General features: G+C 59.6%; 14 protein-coding genes. 6 read left to right on the forward strand and 8 right to left on the reverse strand.

Going from position 1 to position 17,447, the window contains the following annotated elements; all coding sequences use genetic code 11:
• Positions 1–7: 7 nt before the first annotated feature.
• From BBF94_RS04770 to BBF94_RS04780, 3 genes are read right to left on the reverse strand one after another with little or no spacing between them, the layout of a single operon-like run.
• Positions 8–988: a biotin/lipoyl-binding protein gene (locus tag BBF94_RS04770; RefSeq protein WP_065257898.1), complete on the reverse strand. Its 981-nt coding sequence runs from the start codon at positions 986–988 to the stop codon at positions 8–10.
• Between the two features lie 4 nt (positions 989–992).
• The gene (locus tag BBF94_RS04775) at positions 993–1,193 is read right to left on the reverse strand and encodes a DUF1656 domain-containing protein (protein ID WP_065257899.1); all 201 of its coding nucleotides are present in this window, start codon (positions 1,191–1,193) and stop codon (positions 993–995) included.
• Complete coding sequence (locus BBF94_RS04780) at positions 1,183–3,318, reverse strand: FUSC family protein (protein ID WP_065257900.1); 2,136 nt, start codon at positions 3,316–3,318, stop codon at positions 1,183–1,185. The genes BBF94_RS04775 and BBF94_RS04780 overlap by 11 nt, the downstream gene beginning before the upstream one ends.
• A gap of 191 nt (positions 3,319–3,509) precedes the next feature.
• On the opposite strand from BBF94_RS04780, the gene BBF94_RS04785 reads away from it, so the two are divergent.
• From BBF94_RS04785 to BBF94_RS04795, 3 genes are all read left to right on the forward strand, one after another.
• Positions 3,510–4,565, forward strand: coding sequence for a tetratricopeptide repeat protein (locus BBF94_RS04785; RefSeq protein WP_065257901.1), 1,056 nt, complete (start codon positions 3,510–3,512; stop codon positions 4,563–4,565).
• Positions 4,566–4,702: 137 nt separating this feature from the next.
• Complete coding sequence (locus tag BBF94_RS04790) at positions 4,703–6,205, forward strand: ATPase domain-containing protein (protein WP_065257902.1); 1,503 nt, start codon at positions 4,703–4,705, stop codon at positions 6,203–6,205.
• Positions 6,202–7,872 carry an ATP-binding protein gene (locus tag BBF94_RS04795; protein ID WP_065257903.1) on the forward strand — a complete coding sequence of 557 codons (1,671 nt, stop codon included), beginning with the start codon at positions 6,202–6,204 and terminating at the stop codon, positions 7,870–7,872. Before BBF94_RS04790 ends, BBF94_RS04795 begins: the two co-directional genes overlap by 4 nt.
• Before the next feature lie 13 nt (positions 7,873–7,885).
• Here BBF94_RS04795 and BBF94_RS04800 read toward each other — a convergent pair whose 3' ends face one another.
• From BBF94_RS04800 to BBF94_RS04820, 5 genes are read right to left on the reverse strand one after another with little or no spacing between them, the layout of a single operon-like run.
• Positions 7,886–8,263 carry a response regulator gene (locus tag BBF94_RS04800; protein ID WP_007954537.1) on the reverse strand — a complete coding sequence of 126 codons (378 nt, stop codon included), beginning with the start codon at positions 8,261–8,263 and terminating at the stop codon, positions 7,886–7,888.
• 44 nt (positions 8,264–8,307) lie between these two features.
• Entirely contained in the window at positions 8,308–9,522 is a 1,215-nt protein-coding gene (locus BBF94_RS04805; protein WP_065257904.1) for a hybrid sensor histidine kinase/response regulator, read from the reverse strand.
• The gene (locus BBF94_RS04810; RefSeq protein ID WP_065257905.1) at positions 9,516–10,109 is read right to left on the reverse strand and encodes a chemotaxis protein CheB; all 594 of its coding nucleotides are present in this window, start codon (positions 10,107–10,109) and stop codon (positions 9,516–9,518) included. The genes BBF94_RS04805 and BBF94_RS04810 overlap by 7 nt, the downstream gene beginning before the upstream one ends.
• Positions 10,106–10,939 carry a CheR family methyltransferase gene (locus BBF94_RS04815; RefSeq protein ID WP_065257906.1) on the reverse strand — a complete coding sequence of 278 codons (834 nt, stop codon included), beginning with the start codon at positions 10,937–10,939 and terminating at the stop codon, positions 10,106–10,108. Before BBF94_RS04815 ends, BBF94_RS04810 begins: the two co-directional genes overlap by 4 nt.
• Positions 10,939–14,424 carry a response regulator gene (locus tag BBF94_RS04820; protein ID WP_065257907.1) on the reverse strand — a complete coding sequence of 1,162 codons (3,486 nt, stop codon included), beginning with the start codon at positions 14,422–14,424 and terminating at the stop codon, positions 10,939–10,941. Before BBF94_RS04820 ends, BBF94_RS04815 begins: the two co-directional genes overlap by 1 nt.
• A 263-nt stretch (positions 14,425–14,687) precedes the next feature.
• On the opposite strand from BBF94_RS04820, the gene BBF94_RS04825 reads away from it, so the two are divergent.
• The 3 genes from BBF94_RS04825 to BBF94_RS04835 all read left to right on the forward strand — a co-directional run bounded on the left by BBF94_RS04825 (position 14,688) and on the right by BBF94_RS04835 (position 17,429).
• The gene (locus BBF94_RS04825) at positions 14,688–15,053 is read left to right on the forward strand and encodes a response regulator (protein ID WP_065257908.1); all 366 of its coding nucleotides are present in this window, start codon (positions 14,688–14,690) and stop codon (positions 15,051–15,053) included.
• A 92-nt stretch (positions 15,054–15,145) separates the two neighbouring features.
• The gene (locus tag BBF94_RS04830; RefSeq protein ID WP_065257909.1) at positions 15,146–16,435 is read left to right on the forward strand and encodes a glycosyltransferase; all 1,290 of its coding nucleotides are present in this window, start codon (positions 15,146–15,148) and stop codon (positions 16,433–16,435) included.
• A gap of 151 nt (positions 16,436–16,586) precedes the next feature.
• Complete coding sequence (locus BBF94_RS04835; RefSeq protein ID WP_065257910.1) at positions 16,587–17,429, forward strand: PI-PLC domain-containing protein; 843 nt, start codon at positions 16,587–16,589, stop codon at positions 17,427–17,429.
• The last annotated feature ends 18 nt before the right edge of the window (positions 17,430–17,447 follow it).

The following is a 17,447-nucleotide window of genomic DNA, read 5'->3' on the forward strand; positions in this document are numbered from 1 at the left end:
CCGCGTATCATTCGGTCGCGGGGCTTTTTTGTGCCTGTCTGTCGTGGTTTTCCAGAACGGTCACGGTGGCAGTCGTGCCCGCCCGTAGACGGTCCTTGCCCGCATAGTCAGGGTCGATGCCGATCCGCACCGGCACCCGTTGCGCCAGTTTCACCCAGGTGTAGCTGGGGTTGATGTTGGCCAGCAGCCGGCTGCCCGGCGCGTTTTCCCGATCGGCGATGGCGAACGCGATACTTTGCACGGTGCCGCCGAACCGCTCTCCGCTCATCAGCTCGATCCGTACGCGGTCGCCCTCTTCGATCCTCGGCAGCTTGGTCTCCTCGAAATAGCCACTGACGTAAAACGAGTCACTGTCCACCAGTGCCAGCAATGCACTGCCGGCCACCGCGTAGTCGCCCTGCCGGGTCAACAGGTTGGTGACGTAGCCGCTGACCGGCGATTCGACCCGGGTACGCTGCAAGTCCAGCTCTGCCTGGGTCAGTGCTGCAACAGCCAGTTGCACGTTGGCTTCGGCCAGCCCCAGATTGGCCTGATTGCGCAGCAGGTCAGCCTGGGCCACGGCCACATCGGTGCTGGACTTTTCCCACTCCTCCCCTGAAATCGCAAACCCCTGCTTGAGCGTGCGCCTGCGCCGTTCCTCGCTCTCGCGCTGTTTGAGCAAGGCTTCGCTGGCCACGATGGACGCCCGGGACTGCCCCAGTGTGGCCCTGGCCACCTCGACCGAGCGTTTGGCATGCTCGACGGCCAGGCTGTAGCGGGCCGGGTCGATTTCCAGCAGCAGTTGCCCTTTTTCAACGTGCTGGTTGTCCTGTACGGCCAGACTGACAATGCGCCCGGAGACGTCCGCCGAGAGTGTCACCACGTCCGCCCTCACCCGCGCGTCCCGGGTCCAGGGTGCCCGGGTGTAATGCTCCCAGGCGAACCAGCCGAGCACGATGGCCAACAGCACCACCGCCAGTGTCGTCAATCGGGTGAGCAATGTCTTCAAGGCCTCAGGCTCCCATCAGCAAAATCAATGTGGCACACACACAGGCGTACAGAGCGCCTTCGAACAGCGCTTCATGCCAGACCAGACGCAACACGCCAAGACGACGCAATACCCAGTCCAGCAACAGAAAGATCGGGACGGCCAGAATCAACGCCTGGGCAATGGGCGGCAGGTAGACGCCGCCAATCTCGAAATCAATGGGCAAGGCCGGGTACTCCTTCAGGGACGTGGTGCTGCATGTACTCGCCATGACGCTCAAGAAACGACACGACGATCAGTAACGCCACACGCATACGAAAAACGGACCACAGGTGTTCATGGGTCGCGACATGCAGATCATCCAGCTCGTCGCCCAGTCCATGCAGTGTCGTCAGCAGGGGTTTCAAGTCGGCGTCCGGCCGACCGGCGACGAAGCGCCCGGTCTGGCGCAGGGCTGCCATCAATTGCCGGCTGAAGGCATCCGACAATAAGGTATTGGTCTGCATTTGCTGCCTGAGCTGGAAAGTGGCGACACCGAGTGCCACGCAAGCGAGGCTGATCTCATAACGTCGTTGCATGTCCGGATCGTTCGCTGCCGGTAACAGCCCCAGCATCGTTGTCAGGCGATCGACCATGCGGCTTTCAAAAGCGAATTGCTGTTCGTCCGTGGCAGGCAGCCTGGTCAATTGATACACCTGCTCTCGCGCTTCGTTGTAGAGCCGGCTTATCCGCAACACCGGACGAAACGGAAAGATCCACGCATATACAATCAGGGCCAGCATCGCCGCGCTGACGTAGGCGCCGGCGAACTCGAACCATTGAATGGCCGTGTTCTGGCCTGTGCCGACATTCTGGGGGCCCAGCATCAGGAAACTCGACAGTCCCAACCCCATTCCGATACCGGCAGTAGCCGGACTGGCCAGCCCGACCGCAATCACATACAGCAGCGGCGCAAGCAGCAAGGCCAGCCATTCGAAGTCGCTGACCGCCGGCACCAGCATGAACTGATACAACGCCGAAACCACCAGTGCCAGGCCCAGCCCCCGGGCGTAACTCTGTGCCGCGATCAAGGGGCGCGGAAACGTCGCCATCAGCGAACACAGGATCCCGACCAGAATCATTCCGCCACGGGCACCATCCCAGGCGGTTTCGATCCAGATCAGCCCGGCGATCAACAAGGCGCTGAAGGCGCGAATCGCGTTCATGGTCGCCAGGGTGAAATCCAGGTGCAAAGGACTGGACTGGCCACGGAACATGCAACTGGCCTCCCGCCCCTCCTGTATCGCCTCGCTCAGCTCGAGAATCTGCTCGATCTGTTGCAGCAGCCGCGCCTGCTCCCAACGCAGCGCCCATGCGAGGGAGCGCAGCGTCGCACTCATGTCTTCCGTCAGTTGTTCGGCCCTGTAGGCCAGTTGCTCGAACTGCTGTTGCAGAATGACCAGCCGATGCCGCGTCTCTTGCGGCAATGAACGTCCGTGGCGAGCCAGTTCATCGAGAAATGCCAACTCATCGGCGCGCAAGCGCTGAACCTCAAGTGGCAGGTCACCTTCCCAGCGCTCGGTCAACAATTGACGTTGATGACGCAGGGCGGTCAGGCGCGAGGTAAGCAACATCAGTTGATTGCCCAGCAGCAATACCAGATTGTTGGCGCTGCGCAGGCGCGGAGCATCGAAATACAAATGTCGCCGCAGCCCTTCCAGGGCGCTGATTTCGCCGAGCAGCAGCATTTGCCGGCGCTGGAACTCCGCCTCGCTTTCCTCTGTACGGATTACCGCAGCGGCATGGGTGGCGACCAGTTTGATCACCTGATCGACTTTCGCGAAATAGTTGCGGGAAACCGCCTCCGGCCGGGCCGTGAGCAAGCTGACGATACACACGCACGCCACCGCCAGCAGCGTTTCCGTTACCCGCGTGACCGCCAGCAGAAAGGTGCCGTCCTGATCCGGAATCGCCAGCAGCGCCACCACCACGGCGGTATAACCGCTCAGCACGAAGGCCTGAGAACTGGTGTAGCGCAACAGGGTGCCACCGGCGGTGCAAAGAGCCAGCCACAGCGCCAGGGTCGCAATGAAGGGCAATGGCGCCTGGGGAAAGATCGCCATGATCAATACGGCGACCGCCGCGCCGAGGGTGGTGCCGATGACCTGGCCGAAACTGCGTGCCAGTGCCATCCCGGCCAGTGGCTGGCTGATGATGACCACCGCCATGATTGACCACTTGGGCTGATCCAGATCGAACAGAAACGCCAGGTACAACGTCAGCAGTCCGGCCGCGATTGTGCGCAGGGCGAATAGCAATACCGCCTGACCTGGATGGATCACTGCCTTGAAGTAACTGAACAGGGCTTGCATGGACACGCTCATAGAAGGAGGTTCACCAAGCGTAGTCACTGCTTCGAGCGCTGGAAGGTTTCGGCTGGCGACAAATCCTGTAGGCCCGTTCACCAAACGCGGTGGGGCGTGTCGGGCACAGTGTTTGACTCACGGCGTCGCCTGACCGAAGCTTGCTCCCTCTGCGTCAATGGAATGCTTCGGATACCTGCATGCCTCAGTCCCGCCGCTACTTGCTCATCAGTCTTGGCCTCGTGGTCATCCTCGTGATTGCCTGGCTGTCCCTGCGCAGCACCGCTCCGGTGGTGCCGGAAGCGATCAGGCATGGTTACAGCGAAGCGCTGTCTGCTGCCCGCTCCGGGCATCCGGGAGCCGCCAGGATGTTGTATCAGCAACTGGGACGCCCCGACCTGACCGTCAAACGGCGTGTCTGGCTGCATGCCGAACTGCCCAATTACCCGAGTCCTCAGGCCCTGAAGCTGGCCGATGCCGATCTGCAGAACCCGTCACCCGAAGTGCGAATGGCGGCGATCAGGAGCGTGACCGGTCTGGTGCCAGGCGGCCAACGCAGCCTTCTGCTGGGCCCGTTGCTGGACGATGAGGATCAGGCCGTGCGATTTGCGGCGATCAATGCGCTGCTTGGCCTGTCGCCGGATCAACTGGGGCTGTATTTCGCGCCGTTGCAACAAGGTATCGACGGTTGGGAGCTGGCCCTGCAAAGTCAGCCGGAAAGCGCCGACAACTTCGTCCAGCTGGCGCGCCTGCATCTGCACAACGCCGAGCTCAAACAGGCACAGGAGGATCTCGATCAGACCTTGCGCCTGGACCCCGGTAACCTGCCGGCGCTGGTGATGCAAATCGAGGTACTCGACCGTCAGGGCCAGAGCGATGCCGCCCGCCAACTGCTGGCCAGGCAATTGAAGGCCCAGCCCGATTCCGCCTATCTGCAACATGCTCTGGGCCTATGGCTGCTGCATCACGACCAACGCGAGTTCGCCCTGCTCGGCCTGTCCAAGGCCGTGGAGCTGGAGCCCGACAACAAGGATTATCGCTACGACCTCGCCACCACACTGCACAACGCCGAGGAACTGGAAGCTGCGCAGAAACAATTGCAGGAGATCGTCCAGCGCCACCCGGCCGACCGCAAGGCCCGGGTCCTGCTGATCAATTACTGGAAGGAAAGCGGTCAGTTGCAGAATGTGCAGATACTGCTGGCCCAACTCGAACAGATGAACCCGGACGACCCGGCCCTGCAGCAGGGTCTGTAAGCGATAATTGACAGCCTCCGGACATCTCTGGCAATAAAATCGGAACCGTCACCCCGTCAAAAGGTCAAGTTAATCAGGCAGCCCTGAACGGCGTGCACCGCCGCTGCCTCGTTTCCCTGTTTATGAGAGGACATTTCTTGTCTACATCGAACGAGTTGATCAGTGAGAAAGCCGCCACCGGCATCGAAGGACTGGACGATATCCTGGCCGGTGGCTTGTCTCGTGGTCATGTTTTTCTGTTGGAGGGCGAACCCGGGACCGGCAAGACGACGATTGCGTTGCACTTTCTGCTGGCCGGTGCCCGTGCCGGTGAACGCTCGTTGTACATCACGCTTTCGGAAACCGAGCGAGAGTTGCGCCAAGGCGCGGCCTCCCACCGCTGGGCGCTGGACGAAAATATCGAGATTTTCGAGCTGACGCCGTCGGAAAGCCTGCTCAACGCCGAGCATCAACAGAGCCTGCTCTATTCTTCGGACCTGGAGCTGGGCGAAGCCACCCGGCAGATTTTCGAAGTGGTCGAACGTTTCAAGCCGGCTCGCGTGGTGCTCGACAGCCTTTCGGAAATCCGTCTGCTGGCGCAGAGCTCGCTTCGCTACCGCCGACAGATTCTGGCGATCAAACACTATTTCGTCCGCTACGACGCCACCGTTCTGCTGCTGGACGACCTGACCGCCGAGTCCCTCGACAAAACCGTTCACAGCGTCGCCCACGGCGTGATTCGCCTGGAAGAGCTGACCCCCACCTATGGGGCGGAGCGTCGGCGCGCACGCGTGGTGAAATACCGTGGCCAGAAATATCGTGGCGGCTTTCATGACTTCACCATTCTGAGCGATGGCGTACACGTCTTTCCGCGTCTGGTGGCGGCGGAACACAAAACCGACTACTCGCGAAGATCGATGAGCAGCGGCATCAGCGAGATGGACGATCTGCTGGGCGGCGGTGTCGAAGCAGGCTCCAGCACCTTGATCCTCGGCCCGGCAGGTACCGGCAAGTCACTGGTGGCCATGGTCTATGCCACGGCGGCGGTGGCCCGTGGAGAGAAAGCGGCGCTGTTCATTTTCGATGAAGAACTGGGTCTGCTGTTCAAACGCATGAAGGGCCTGGGCATCGATCTCAATGCCCTGCAGGCCACCGGCAATCTGCTGATTGAACAGGTGGACGCCGCGGAACTGTCCCCCGGCGAGTTCTCCCATCGCGTGCGACGTTGCGTCGACGAAGGCGAGATCAAGACCGTCATTATCGACAGCCTCAATGGTTATCAGGCTGCCATGCCGGAAGAGAACGCGCTCGTTCTGCATATGCACGAACTGTTGCTGTATCTGAACCGTCAGGGCGCCGCCACGTTCATCACGGTGGCCCAGCACGGCGTGGTCGGAGACATGCAGGCACCCGTCGACATCACCTATCTGGCCGACACGGTCATCCTGCTGCGCTACTTCGAAGCCCTGGGCAAGGTCCGTCGGGCCATTTCAATCATCAAGAAGCGCACCGGCAGCCACGAATCCACCATTCGCGAATACCGTATTTCCTCCGAAGGGCTGACCATCGGTGAGCCTCTGGACGCCTTTCAGGGCGTACTGCGAGGTGTGCCGACCTACCTCGGCGAAAGCAAACCGTTGCTCAAGGATGCCGACTTGTGACCCTTGCAATGCCGCTGACCGAACGGACATTGATTCTGACGCCACAGGGTCGGGACAGTCAGATCGCGTTGATGATTCTCAACGAGGCCGGCTATGGCGGCACGATCACCCCCGATTTCACCGGGCTCTGCCACGAGCTCGAAGCCGGAGCGGGTCTGCTGCTGATCGCAACCGAGGCCCTTCGTGACGCAGGTCTGGAGGGATTGTTGCTGTATCTGGAACAGCAACCGGCGTGGTCGGATCTGCCGATCGTTTTGCTGACCCATCATGGAGGTTCCGATCGAAGCCCTTCCTCGCAGCTCAGTGAACTGCTCGGCAACGTGACATTTCTGGAGCGTCCCTTCCATCCTGCGACGTTGATCAGCCTCGTTTCCACCGCATTGCGCGGGCGACGACGACAGTACGAGGCTCGCGACCGCCTGATCGACCTGAGCAACAGTGAGCTGCGCCTGCAATCGATCCTGGAAACCCTTGAGCAGCAGGTCGAAGAACGCACCGCACAACTGCGCCATAACGAAGAAGCCCTGCGTCAGTCGCAGAAAATGGAAGCGGTCGGCCAGCTCACCGGCGGTATCGCCCACGACTTCAACAACATGCTGACCGGCATCATCGGCAGCCTTGAACTGTTGCGCCGGCGTCTGGCTCGCGGGCGCCTGGAAGACCTGGACAGTCTGATCGATCTGGGTGTGACTTCCGCCAACCGCGCCGCCGGCCTGACGCACCGCCTGCTGGCATTCTCCCGCCGGCAGTCGCTGGACTCCAAAGCCGTGCAGATGAATGATCTGGTGCAATCGATGGGTGAGCTGTTGCATCGCAGCCTCAACGAGAGCATCCAGCTGGACATGCGCCTGCACGATCAATTATGGGTGGCCAAGGCGGACCCCAACCAACTGGAGAGCGCCCTGCTCAACCTGGTGATCAACGCCCGTGATGCAATGCCCGATGGCGGCAGGCTGGTGGTTGAAACGGGCAATCAGGTGCTGGACAGCGACTTCACCGACGCTTACAGCAATTTGAAACCTGGCGATTATGTGGTGCTCAGCGTGAGCGACGACGGTTCCGGCATGCCGGAGAGCGTCATCAACCGCGCGTTCGATCCGTTTTTCACCACCAAGCCCATCGGTCAGGGCACCGGGCTGGGCCTGTCGATGATCTACGGTTTCAGCAAGCAGTCCGGCGGCCACGTTTCGATCGACAGCGAAATCGACCGGGGCACGACGGTCAGACTCTATCTGCCGCGCTTCGAGGGTGAATCCCTGCCCCACACGCCTGTAGATACGGAACAGATGCCCCAAGCGCAGGAAGGCGAAACCGTGCTGATCGTCGAAGACGACCCGGCCGTGCGTGTACTGGTCAGTGCCGTATTGAGCGAGTTGGGTTATGGATTTGTCGAAGCCAGCGACGCCGACGGCGCCGTGCCTATCCTCGATTCCGCGCAACGCATCGACCTGCTGATCAGCGATGTCGGCCTGCCAGGCATAAACGGTCGGCAACTGGCGGAAATCGGCCGGCAATACCGGCCTGAATTGAAAGTGCTGTTCATCACCGGCTACGCCGAGCACGCCGCGGTTCGCGGCGGGTTTCTCGATCCTGGCATGCAGATGATCACCAAGCCGTTCACCTTCGATCTGTTGACGTCGAAGGTGCGGGAAATGATCAAGAACTGAGGCGTTTGACGCCTCAGGCCAGCAATTCCTGAATCTTCTCCTGCAACACGTCCAGATCGAACGGTTTCTCCAGAATCGGCGCCCGACGGGTGATCGGGCTGCCGGTCTCGCGGATTTCCTGCGGATAGCCGCTGATGAAGATCACCTTCAGGTCAGGGCGCAATTTGACGGCAGGTTCGGCGATCTGCACGCCGGATATTCCGCCCGGCAAGCGAAAATCGGTAATCAACATGTCCAGATGCGGCTTGCTCGCCAGAATCTCGAACGCTTGCTCGCCGTTTTCGGCCTGCAATACGCGATAGCCCTGCCCCGACAGATAGTCTGTCAGCACCATCAGGATCACCGGTTCGTCCTCGACGACGAGTACTACATCTTGTGCATCTACGCTCATGGGAAGCCTTTGTTCGGTCAATAGCTGCTGATACGACCGTGTGGTCACTCAGAGGTTGCGTTTGTTTCGCCGTTTTCCTGGAGCGGCAGACAAACGCGAAACAGGGCGCCTTCGTTGATCTTGCTTTCGACGACGATGGAGCCGCCATGGGCGGCGACGATCTGCTCGGAAATGAACAGACCCAGCCCGAGACCGGCGACCACCGTCTTGGCGGAGACCCGTTCGAACTGTTGAAAAATGCGTTTCTGGTTCTCTTCGCTGATGCCGATGCCCCGATCCGCGACTTCCACCCGAGCCTCATTGCCTTCACGATAAACCCGGACCTGGATCGGACTCTTGCCGCCATAACGCAAGGCGTTGGTCAGCAGATTCGTGACCACCTGCTCGATACGAAACTCGTCCCAGTGCCCTTCTACCGGGCCGTCCGCAGTGAAGCTGACCTCGGTTTCGGCCGCTTCGATCTGCTGGGCGAAGTTTTGCAGCAGATTGTCCACCAGTTGCACGAGATCGAACCGGTTCGGGCGGATCGACAGTTTGCCGGTACGGATCCGCGACACGTCGAGCATGTCCTCGATCAGACGGATCAGGCTCTTGATCTGCCGCTCGTCGCGGTCGACCATGGCGTGCATCTTGTCGAGGGTGAACGCGGCGGCGTTATCACGGGCCAGATGCATTTTGCGCAACTGGGTCTCGAGAATAAGGCCGTTGAGCGGCGTGCGCACTTCATGGGCGACGATCGACATGAAATCGTCCCGCATGCGCACCGCCTGCTCCAGTTCGCCCTGGGTGCTCTGCAACTGTTGAAGCAATGCCTCCTGTTCGCGGCGACTCTGCTCCAGTGCTTCCACCTGTTGTTTCATCGCCTTGCTGTGGCGATAGAGATCGACAAACACATTGACCTTGCTCTTCACCGCATGGATATCGAGCGGTTTGTGCAGGAAGTCCACCGCCCCGCTTTCATAGCCCTTGAACGCGTAGTTCAGTTCACGACCGGCGGCACTGACGAAGATGATCGGGATGTTCTTGGTTTTCTCGGTGCCGCGCATCAGTTCGGCCAGCTCGAAGCCGTTCATGCCGGGCATCTGGACATCGAGGATGGCCATGGCGAATTCATGTTGCAGCAGCAGCGACAGCGCCTCGTCCGCCGACAGCGCTTTGTACACGGTGCGATCTTCACGTTTGATCAGTGCCTCGAGCGCCAGCAGGTTCTCGGGCAGATCGTCGACGATCAGCAGTTTTGCCTGGATATTACTCAGCATGCGATTCGTTCCAGCTCGACAAGCAGACGGCCGATGCCGTGGATGGGAAGTATGTGGTCCGGTTGGTGAATCTTCAGTGCAGCCTCGGGCATGGTCGCCACCAGGGCGTCTTGCGGATCCTGGACGATGGTCAGCCCGCCGTGGCGTTTGACCTGCGCCAGGCCTCGCGCACCGTCGTGGTTGGCCCCGGTCAGCAACACGGCAGCCAGCGCTTCGCCGTAGGCATCGGCGGCGGACTCGAACAGGAAATCGATCGACGGCCGCGAATGATGCAGTCGGTCTTCCAGACTCAGCGACAGGCTGCGGTCCTGCTCCACCGACAAGTGGTAACCGGGTGCGGCGAAATACACCGTGCCGGGCTTGATGTCCTGCTTGTCCATGGCCTCAGTGACTGGCAGCGCCAACCGCCGGGCAAACACCTCGGCCAGCTGGCTGCGTCGTTCTTCCGGCAGGTGCAGCACGATAATGATCGGCAGACCGAAGCCTGCCCGCAGTGCACCGAGCATCGTCATCAAGGCTTCGACACCACCGGCCGAGGCTCCGACCACAATCGCCTCGACCTTGGGCAGATCCACTGCACCGTTCATGATTTGCGGTAGATCCGTTCTTGTTTCACCAGAGGTTCGAACTGGTTGGAATAGCCGGAGAAATCCAGCGTTTCCTTGCTGCCCAGCACCAGAAAACCACGGTGACACAACGATTCATGGAACAGCCCGAACGCACGATCCTGAAGTTTTTTGTTGAAATAAATCAATACGTTACGACATGAAATTAATTGAGTTTCGGAGAATACGCTATCCGTCGCCAGGCTGTGATCGGCAAACGTCACGTTCTCGCACAGGCTCTTGTCGAAAATCGCGTAACCATAGGCCGCCGTGTAGTAGTCCGCGAACGAACGCTGGCCGCCGGCCTGCTGGTAGTTGGCGGTATAGGCACGCACGTTCTCCATCGAGAAGATGCCCTGCTTGGCCTTCTCCAGCGAGCGCGGGTTGATGTCGGTGGCGTAGATGATCGTGCGATCGAGCAGACCTTCTTCGCGCAACAGGATCGCCATCGAATAGACCTCCTCGCCGGTGCTGCAGCCGGCGATCCAGATCTTGATCGACGGATAGGTCTTGAGCAGCGGCACCACTTCCTGACGGATCGCCAGAAAGTGCGACGGATCTCGGAACATCTCACTGACCGGAATCGTCAGCAGTTGCAGCAGTTGCATGAAGGCGGTCGGATCATGCAGGACCTTCTCCTGCAACGCCGAGATGGTCGCGCATTCGAACTGGCTCAGCGCATGTTGCACCCGGCGCTTGATGGAGGCGCCGGAATAGTCTCGAAAGTCATAGCTGTATTTGAGGTAGATGGCCTCGATCAGCAAGCGCAATTCGATTTCACTGTTTCGTTCGGCTGGATAACTGCGTTCCACTAAATGCGTTCCATCTTCGGCAACCACACGCGAATCAGCGAGAACAGGCGATCCAGGTCGATGGGCTTGGCCAGGTAATCATTGGCGCCCGCCTGCAGGCAGCGCTCCTGATCGTCCTTCATGGCCTTGGCTGTCACCGCGATGATCGGCAGCTTGCGCCAGCGCGGATCCTTGCGGATTTCCATGGTGGCTTCAAAACCATCCATTTCCGGCATCATCACGTCCATCAGCACCAGATCGATGTCCTCGACTTCATTCAGTTTTTCAATCGCTTCACGGCCGTTACGACCGATCACCACGACTGCGCCCTTGGTTTCCAGCGCACTGGTCAGGGCGAAGATGTTACGTACATCGTCGTCCACCAGCAGCACCTTGCGGCCTTCGAAGACCTTGTCGCGGCTGCGGGCGGTCTTGAGCATCTTCTGCCGCTCATGGGACAACTGCGATTCGACTTTGTGCAGAAACAGTGTCACCTCGTCCAGCAAGCGCTCCGGCGAGCGCGCGCCCTTGATGATGATCGAACGCGAATACTTGCGCAGATCCGCCTCTTCGTCGCGGGTCAGGTTGCGCCCGGTATAGACGATCACCGGCGGGAACGAGCAGATGTCCTCGGTAGACATGCGCTTGAGCAGATCGTTGCCAAGCATGTCCGGCAGCTTCAGGTCGATGACCATGCAATCGAAGATCGTCGTGCGCAGCAGCTCCAGCGCGTCCTGGGCCAGGCCGACAGCGGTGATTTCGATGTCGTCGTCGCCGATCAGCCGGGCGATGCTTTCCCGCTGCAAGTCATCGTCTTCGACCAGCAACACGCGCTTGACCTTCTGGGTCAGCTTGGCTTCAAGACGCGCAAACACATCCTTGAGCTCTTCGCGGGTGGTCGGTTTCACCGCGTAACCGATGGCCCCCATGTGCATGGCCGCTTCGACGCGGTCTTCCACGGAAATCACGTGCACCGGAATGTGCCGGGTTTCGGCGTGCTCCTTCAAACGCTGCAGGACGGTCAGCCCGGAGTGATCCGGCAGGCGCATGTCCAGCAGAATCGCATCCGGGCCGAAGTCTTTCGCCAGGTCGTAACCTTCATCGGCGCCGTGGGCCACCAGGCACTGGTAACCCAGCTCATGGGCCAGGTCGTACAGGATATGAGCGAAGTTCGGCTCGTCTTCCACCACCAGAATGCAGCGAGTATCGAATGGCGCCTTGTTACGGTCGTCGTTGAAACGCGGGATTTCAACGGACGCCAGCGGCGAGACGTCCGGATTCGGTGCGGCCACCGGCGCGGGCGGTGCCAGCGCCAGCGGTGCAACCGCCTTTTCGGCCCCTTCGCTGTAGTGCTGCGGCAATACCAGGGTAAACACGCTGCCCTGCCCCGGTGCGCTGCTGACACTGATCGAACCACCCAGCAACGTCGCCAGGTCCCGGGAAATCGACAGTCCCAATCCGGTCCCGCCGTACTTGCGGTTGGTGGTGCCGTCGGCCTGACGGAACGCCTCGAAAATGCTTTCCTGCTGATCCGCCGCGATGCCGATCCCCGAATCGCGCACGATAAAGGCGATGCGCTCGTCCGGCTGGCCGGCGATGGTCAGGCTGACTTTGCCGTGCTCGGTGAATTTCACGGCGTTGGACAGCAGATTCTTGATCACCTGCTCCAGGCGCTGACGGTCGGTGAACAGCGTCATCGGCGCATCGGGCTGCAATTCAACGTCGAACGCCAGTTGCTTGTCTGCCGCCAACGGTTCGAACACGCTGCGCAGGCTGTCGGCCAGACGTGCCACGCTGGTGTTTTCCGGAACCACTTCCAGCTTGCCGGCTTCGACCTTGGAAATATCGAGAATGTCGTTGATCAGGTTGAGCAGATCGTTGCCGGCGGAGTAGATCGATTCGGCGAACTTCACCTGTTCGGCACTGAGATTTTCCTGCGGGTTTTCCGCCAGCAGCTTGGCCAGGATCAGCGAACTGTTCAGCGGCGTGCGCAGTTCGTGAGACATGTTGGCCAGGAATTCAGATTTGTATTTGCTCGAACGCTGCAATTCTTCGGCGCGTTCTTCCAGCTGCACCTGGGCCTGATTGAGCTCAGTGTTTTTGCGGTCCATGGCATCGCGTTGCTCAGCCAGGGTCAGCGCCTGTTCAGCCAGTTGCTCGTTGGTCTGCTCCAGCTCTACTTGCTGGGTTTCCAGATGCGCCTGGGACTCCTTGAGAATCCGCGACTGTTCTTCCAGCTCTTCGTTGGCGGTTTTCAGCTCTTCCTGCTGTACCTGCAACTCTTCGTTCAACTGCTGGGTCTCGGCCAGCACTTCCTGCAGACGCTGGCGATAACGCGCGGCCTCGATGGACGTGCCGATGTTGCCGGCAATCAGTTCCAGCAGCGCCACATCACGTTCGGTCAGCGGACGCAGGAAGCCCAGTTCGATCACACCGTTGACCCGGTCGTCATCGCTGGTCGGCACCACCAGCACACTGTGCGGCAAGCCTTCGCCCAGGCCGGAACTGACCTTGAAATAATCGGCCGGCACCGAATCCAGACGAATCAGCCGCGCCTGCTGCGCCGCCTGTCCGACAATGCCTTCGTCGCTATAGAGGGAGTGTTCCTGCTGTTCCTGCTCCCGTGAGAAACCGTAAGTCGCCACACGCTTCAGGCCGCCATGTTCTTCGCGCACGTACAACGCCGCCACGGCAGTGCCCAGGTATTGCGCACAAAATTGCAGGATATTGCGCCCCAACAGATTGAGCGTCAGTTGCCCCAGCACCTGCTCGGCCAACTCCGTCTGGCCGGTGCGTAACCAGGCCTGCTGCTCCAGGCGTTCGGCGCTGGCCTGCTGTGCAGCCAGATTGGCACCATAGCTGCTGGAAAGACTGAGCAGATCGCGACGGCCGATATAGGCCAGCAAACCGCTGATGCCGGCAATGAACAACAGGTACAGACTGATGCTCCAGATCGTGGTCCGGCGCACATCTTCGTTACGGGTGGTGCGTAACGTCTGCTCGGTGTCGATCACGTCTTCGAATTGCTTGCGGATTTCATCGGTCAGGCGCTTGCCGCGACCGGCCTTGACTGCACCCTTGTAGTCACCGCTGGCGCGTTGCAGGTCAATCATCGATTGCGCGTAGGTCGCCCACTCGGTCTGCAGGGCTTGCAGACGACGCAGGCGGTCGGTCTGAACCGGGTTGTCGGCCGTCAGCTCCAGCAAGGTGTTGAGTGCCACGGCGATACGCGGTTTGGCGGTTTCATAGGGATCGAGGAAATGTTCGTCGCCGCTGAGCAGGAAACCGCGCATGCCGGTTTCCAGATCGACCGTGAGTTTCACCGCTTCGTTGGCGTTATTGATGACGCGGTCGGTGTGCTCCACCCACTGGATCGTCGACAACAGATAAGTGATCAATGAAACAAAAAATACGGCACTGACGACGCCGACGCCCAAGGGCAGACTGACGTTACGGCTCAGGAGTTTGCGAAAGCGTTGCTCATCAACCGAAGACGGAGTGGACATGTGGCAGCCTTGTCGAACTGTCGAAAACCAGGGAGTTTGCCCCAAAACGGCGGCATGGATCCATTTTTCTCACAGTGTTAGCACTGTTTTCTCATATTTGCCTGCACCGAATTGCCAGCCAACGGGTATCCTGCCTGCCCGTCTGCCGCTGTTCTTTTTTGTATCCATTCGGGAACTTGTGGCCATGCGCCACTTACTCATGCAAGAGCCCGGCAAAATCCTTCGACCGGCGCCACCGCCCCCCTTTCTTGAGAGCCGCCACTATGTCCACCGCCACACCCACCATCCTTGTAGTAGAAGACGACACCATTGTGCGCATGCTGATCGTCGACGTGCTGGAGGAACTGGACTTCGAGGTGCTGGAAGCTGACGGCAGCGAACAGGCCCTGGCGATCATTCAGGATGTGAATCAGCACATCGATCTGATGATGACCGACGTCGGGTTGCCGATCATGGATGGTCGTCAACTGGCCAGCGAAGCGCGCAACGTGCGTCCGGCCCTGCCGATTCTGTTCGCCAGCGGCTATGCCGAGACCATTGAAGTGCCGGCGGACATGCACGTGATCGGCAAACCCTTCTCGATCGATCAATTGCGCGACAAGGTGAAAAGCATTCTGAATCAACAGTGACACACCGCGTCTCAGCGCGGATTCACCCTCGGGATATGTTTTAATCCGCGCGTTTTTTCTCTTCTCTCTCGTTCTTCAGGAAACACCTTTTCATGAGTCAGCCCGCAACCAAAGTCCTCGTCATTGGTTACGTCTGGCCGGAACCCCGTTCGTCCGCGGCGAGCGGGCACGTCATGCAGATTCTCGATACCTTTTTGCAGCAGGGCTGGGACATTACATTTGCCAGCCCTGCGGGCGTCGGCGAACATCCGGCCGATCTTGCCGAACTGGGCATCCGCACGGTTCCGATCGAATTGAACAACAGCAGTTTCGATGTCTTTGTCAGCGAGCTGGCGCCGGATATCGTGCTGTTCGACCAGTTCATGATCGAAGAACAGTTCGGCTGGCGCGTGGAAAAGCACTGCCCCGATGCCCTGCGCGTTCTGGAAACTTCGGACTTGCAGAGCCTGCGCCACGCGCGTCATCAGCGCTTGAAAGATCGGCTGAAGGCCAGCGACGACGCGGATGACTTCCACCAACTGTTCGCGCCTGCACTGCGCGAAGAATTCGAACGGATGGCCGACACCGATCTGGCCAAACGCGAGATTGCCGCCCTCTACCGCTGCGATCTGAACCTGATGATTTCACCGGTGGAAATCGAGCTGCTGGTGCAGCAGTTCAACTTGCCGCGCCATTTATTGCACTGGTGTCCGTTGATGGTCGAACCACCAACCACGCCGGCGAAAGCCTATGAAGATCGCGCGCACTTTCTGAGCATCGGCAACTTCCGCCACGCCCCCAACTGGGACGCGGTTCTATGGTTGAAGTCGACCGTCTGGCCGCTGATCCGCGAACAGCTGCCGAAAGCGCAACTGCATATCTACGGTGCCTACACGCCGCCCAAGGCCGCTGCGCTGCACAATGCCGCGCAGGGTTTTCACATCATGAACTGGGCCGAGGATGCATTGCAGGTCATGTCCGACGCGCGTGTCTGCCTGGCGCCCTTGCGCTTCGGCGCGGGAATCAAGGGCAAACTGATCGATGCCATGCTCTGCGGAACGCCGAGTGTCACCACGCCGATCGGCGCTGAAGGCATGCACACCGATCAGCCCTGGCCGGGCGCCATTTGTCGTACGGCGCAGGATCTGGCCAATGCCGCCGTCGAGCTGTATCGCGACGAGACCCGATGGCAGACAGCCCGGTCACAGGGGCAGGCGCTGCTCAGTCAGGTTTACCCACAGTCCGTCCATGGACCGGCATTGATCAACAGGTTGCAAGAGTGTCGCAACAATATTGTTCAACTAAGACGTGACAACTTTATCGGCAGCATGTTGCGTCACCACGCTCACAAGAGCACGCAATACATGGCCCAATGGATTGAAGCCAAGAACCAGCACAAATAACTTTCTTGAAACCTGAAAAAACAATAGCCAACAACTTGCATCAATCCCGGCATCGTCAATTCGGCTACCGGACTTTATAAACATCCTGCCCGCGCTGCCTGCATGTCTTATATGCGCAGCGCATTAGTCGAAACTTACGCAGGATGCACACATGAGCACCAATGACTGGATGGGTTCAACACCCGCCATTGATGTATTGTCGATTTCCGAACTGACCTTGCCGGGGACCCATAACGCCGGCAGTGACTGGCGCGCTTCGTATCCGTTTTTCGGCCCGCCGCGCCATTGGCTGGCCTGTCAGCACGATACTTTCATCACCCAACTGAACCGTGGCTCCAGAGCGCTCGACATCCGCCTGACCTACGACGCCCAGGCGGAAGGCCCGGACAGGTTCGTCATGCATCATAACGGCCACCGAAACTCTCGAACCCTTGGAAGACTGTTCAACGACGTCAATAAGTTCCTGGATAACAACCCGGACGAATTCATTGTTCTGGATTTTCACAGTCTCGACGGGGACGACTTCGACTACGACTACTTCAATAAAATGATCATGCACTTTCTGGGTCACCGCCTTGTTCCTCGCCGGAACTTGTCCTTGAATCTGCGAGATCTCAAGCGACTCCACACACAACAACGTGTGTTCGCGGCCGCCAGATCACATTGGCAACTGGATCACACGGTATTTCACGAATCGATCAGTCATCGATGGTCCGGCAACGGCATTACCAGTCAGGATGAATTGAGGCAGTTCATTGGCAGTGTCATGCAGAACCCGCCGGGGAGCTGGCGCCCCTGGTCATTGTCCGCCACCAGTTACACAGCCCTTGGCGGCCCCGTCGACATACACGACGAGTTGAACGAATGGTTCGACCTGGACAAAAGTGACTGGGCCTTGAAGTGCAACATCATCAACGTCGACTTCATGGAAGAGTCGGACCTGGTGGAATTCTGCCGGATAGCCAGTTTGATGAAAGCCCGGCAACGCACTTGATGGCCTGCCTGAAGGCTG

It is taken from the genome of Pseudomonas bananamidigenes, from assembly GCF_001679645.1.
GTDB classification, from domain to species: Bacteria; Pseudomonadota; Gammaproteobacteria; order Pseudomonadales; family Pseudomonadaceae; genus Aquipseudomonas; species Aquipseudomonas bananamidigenes.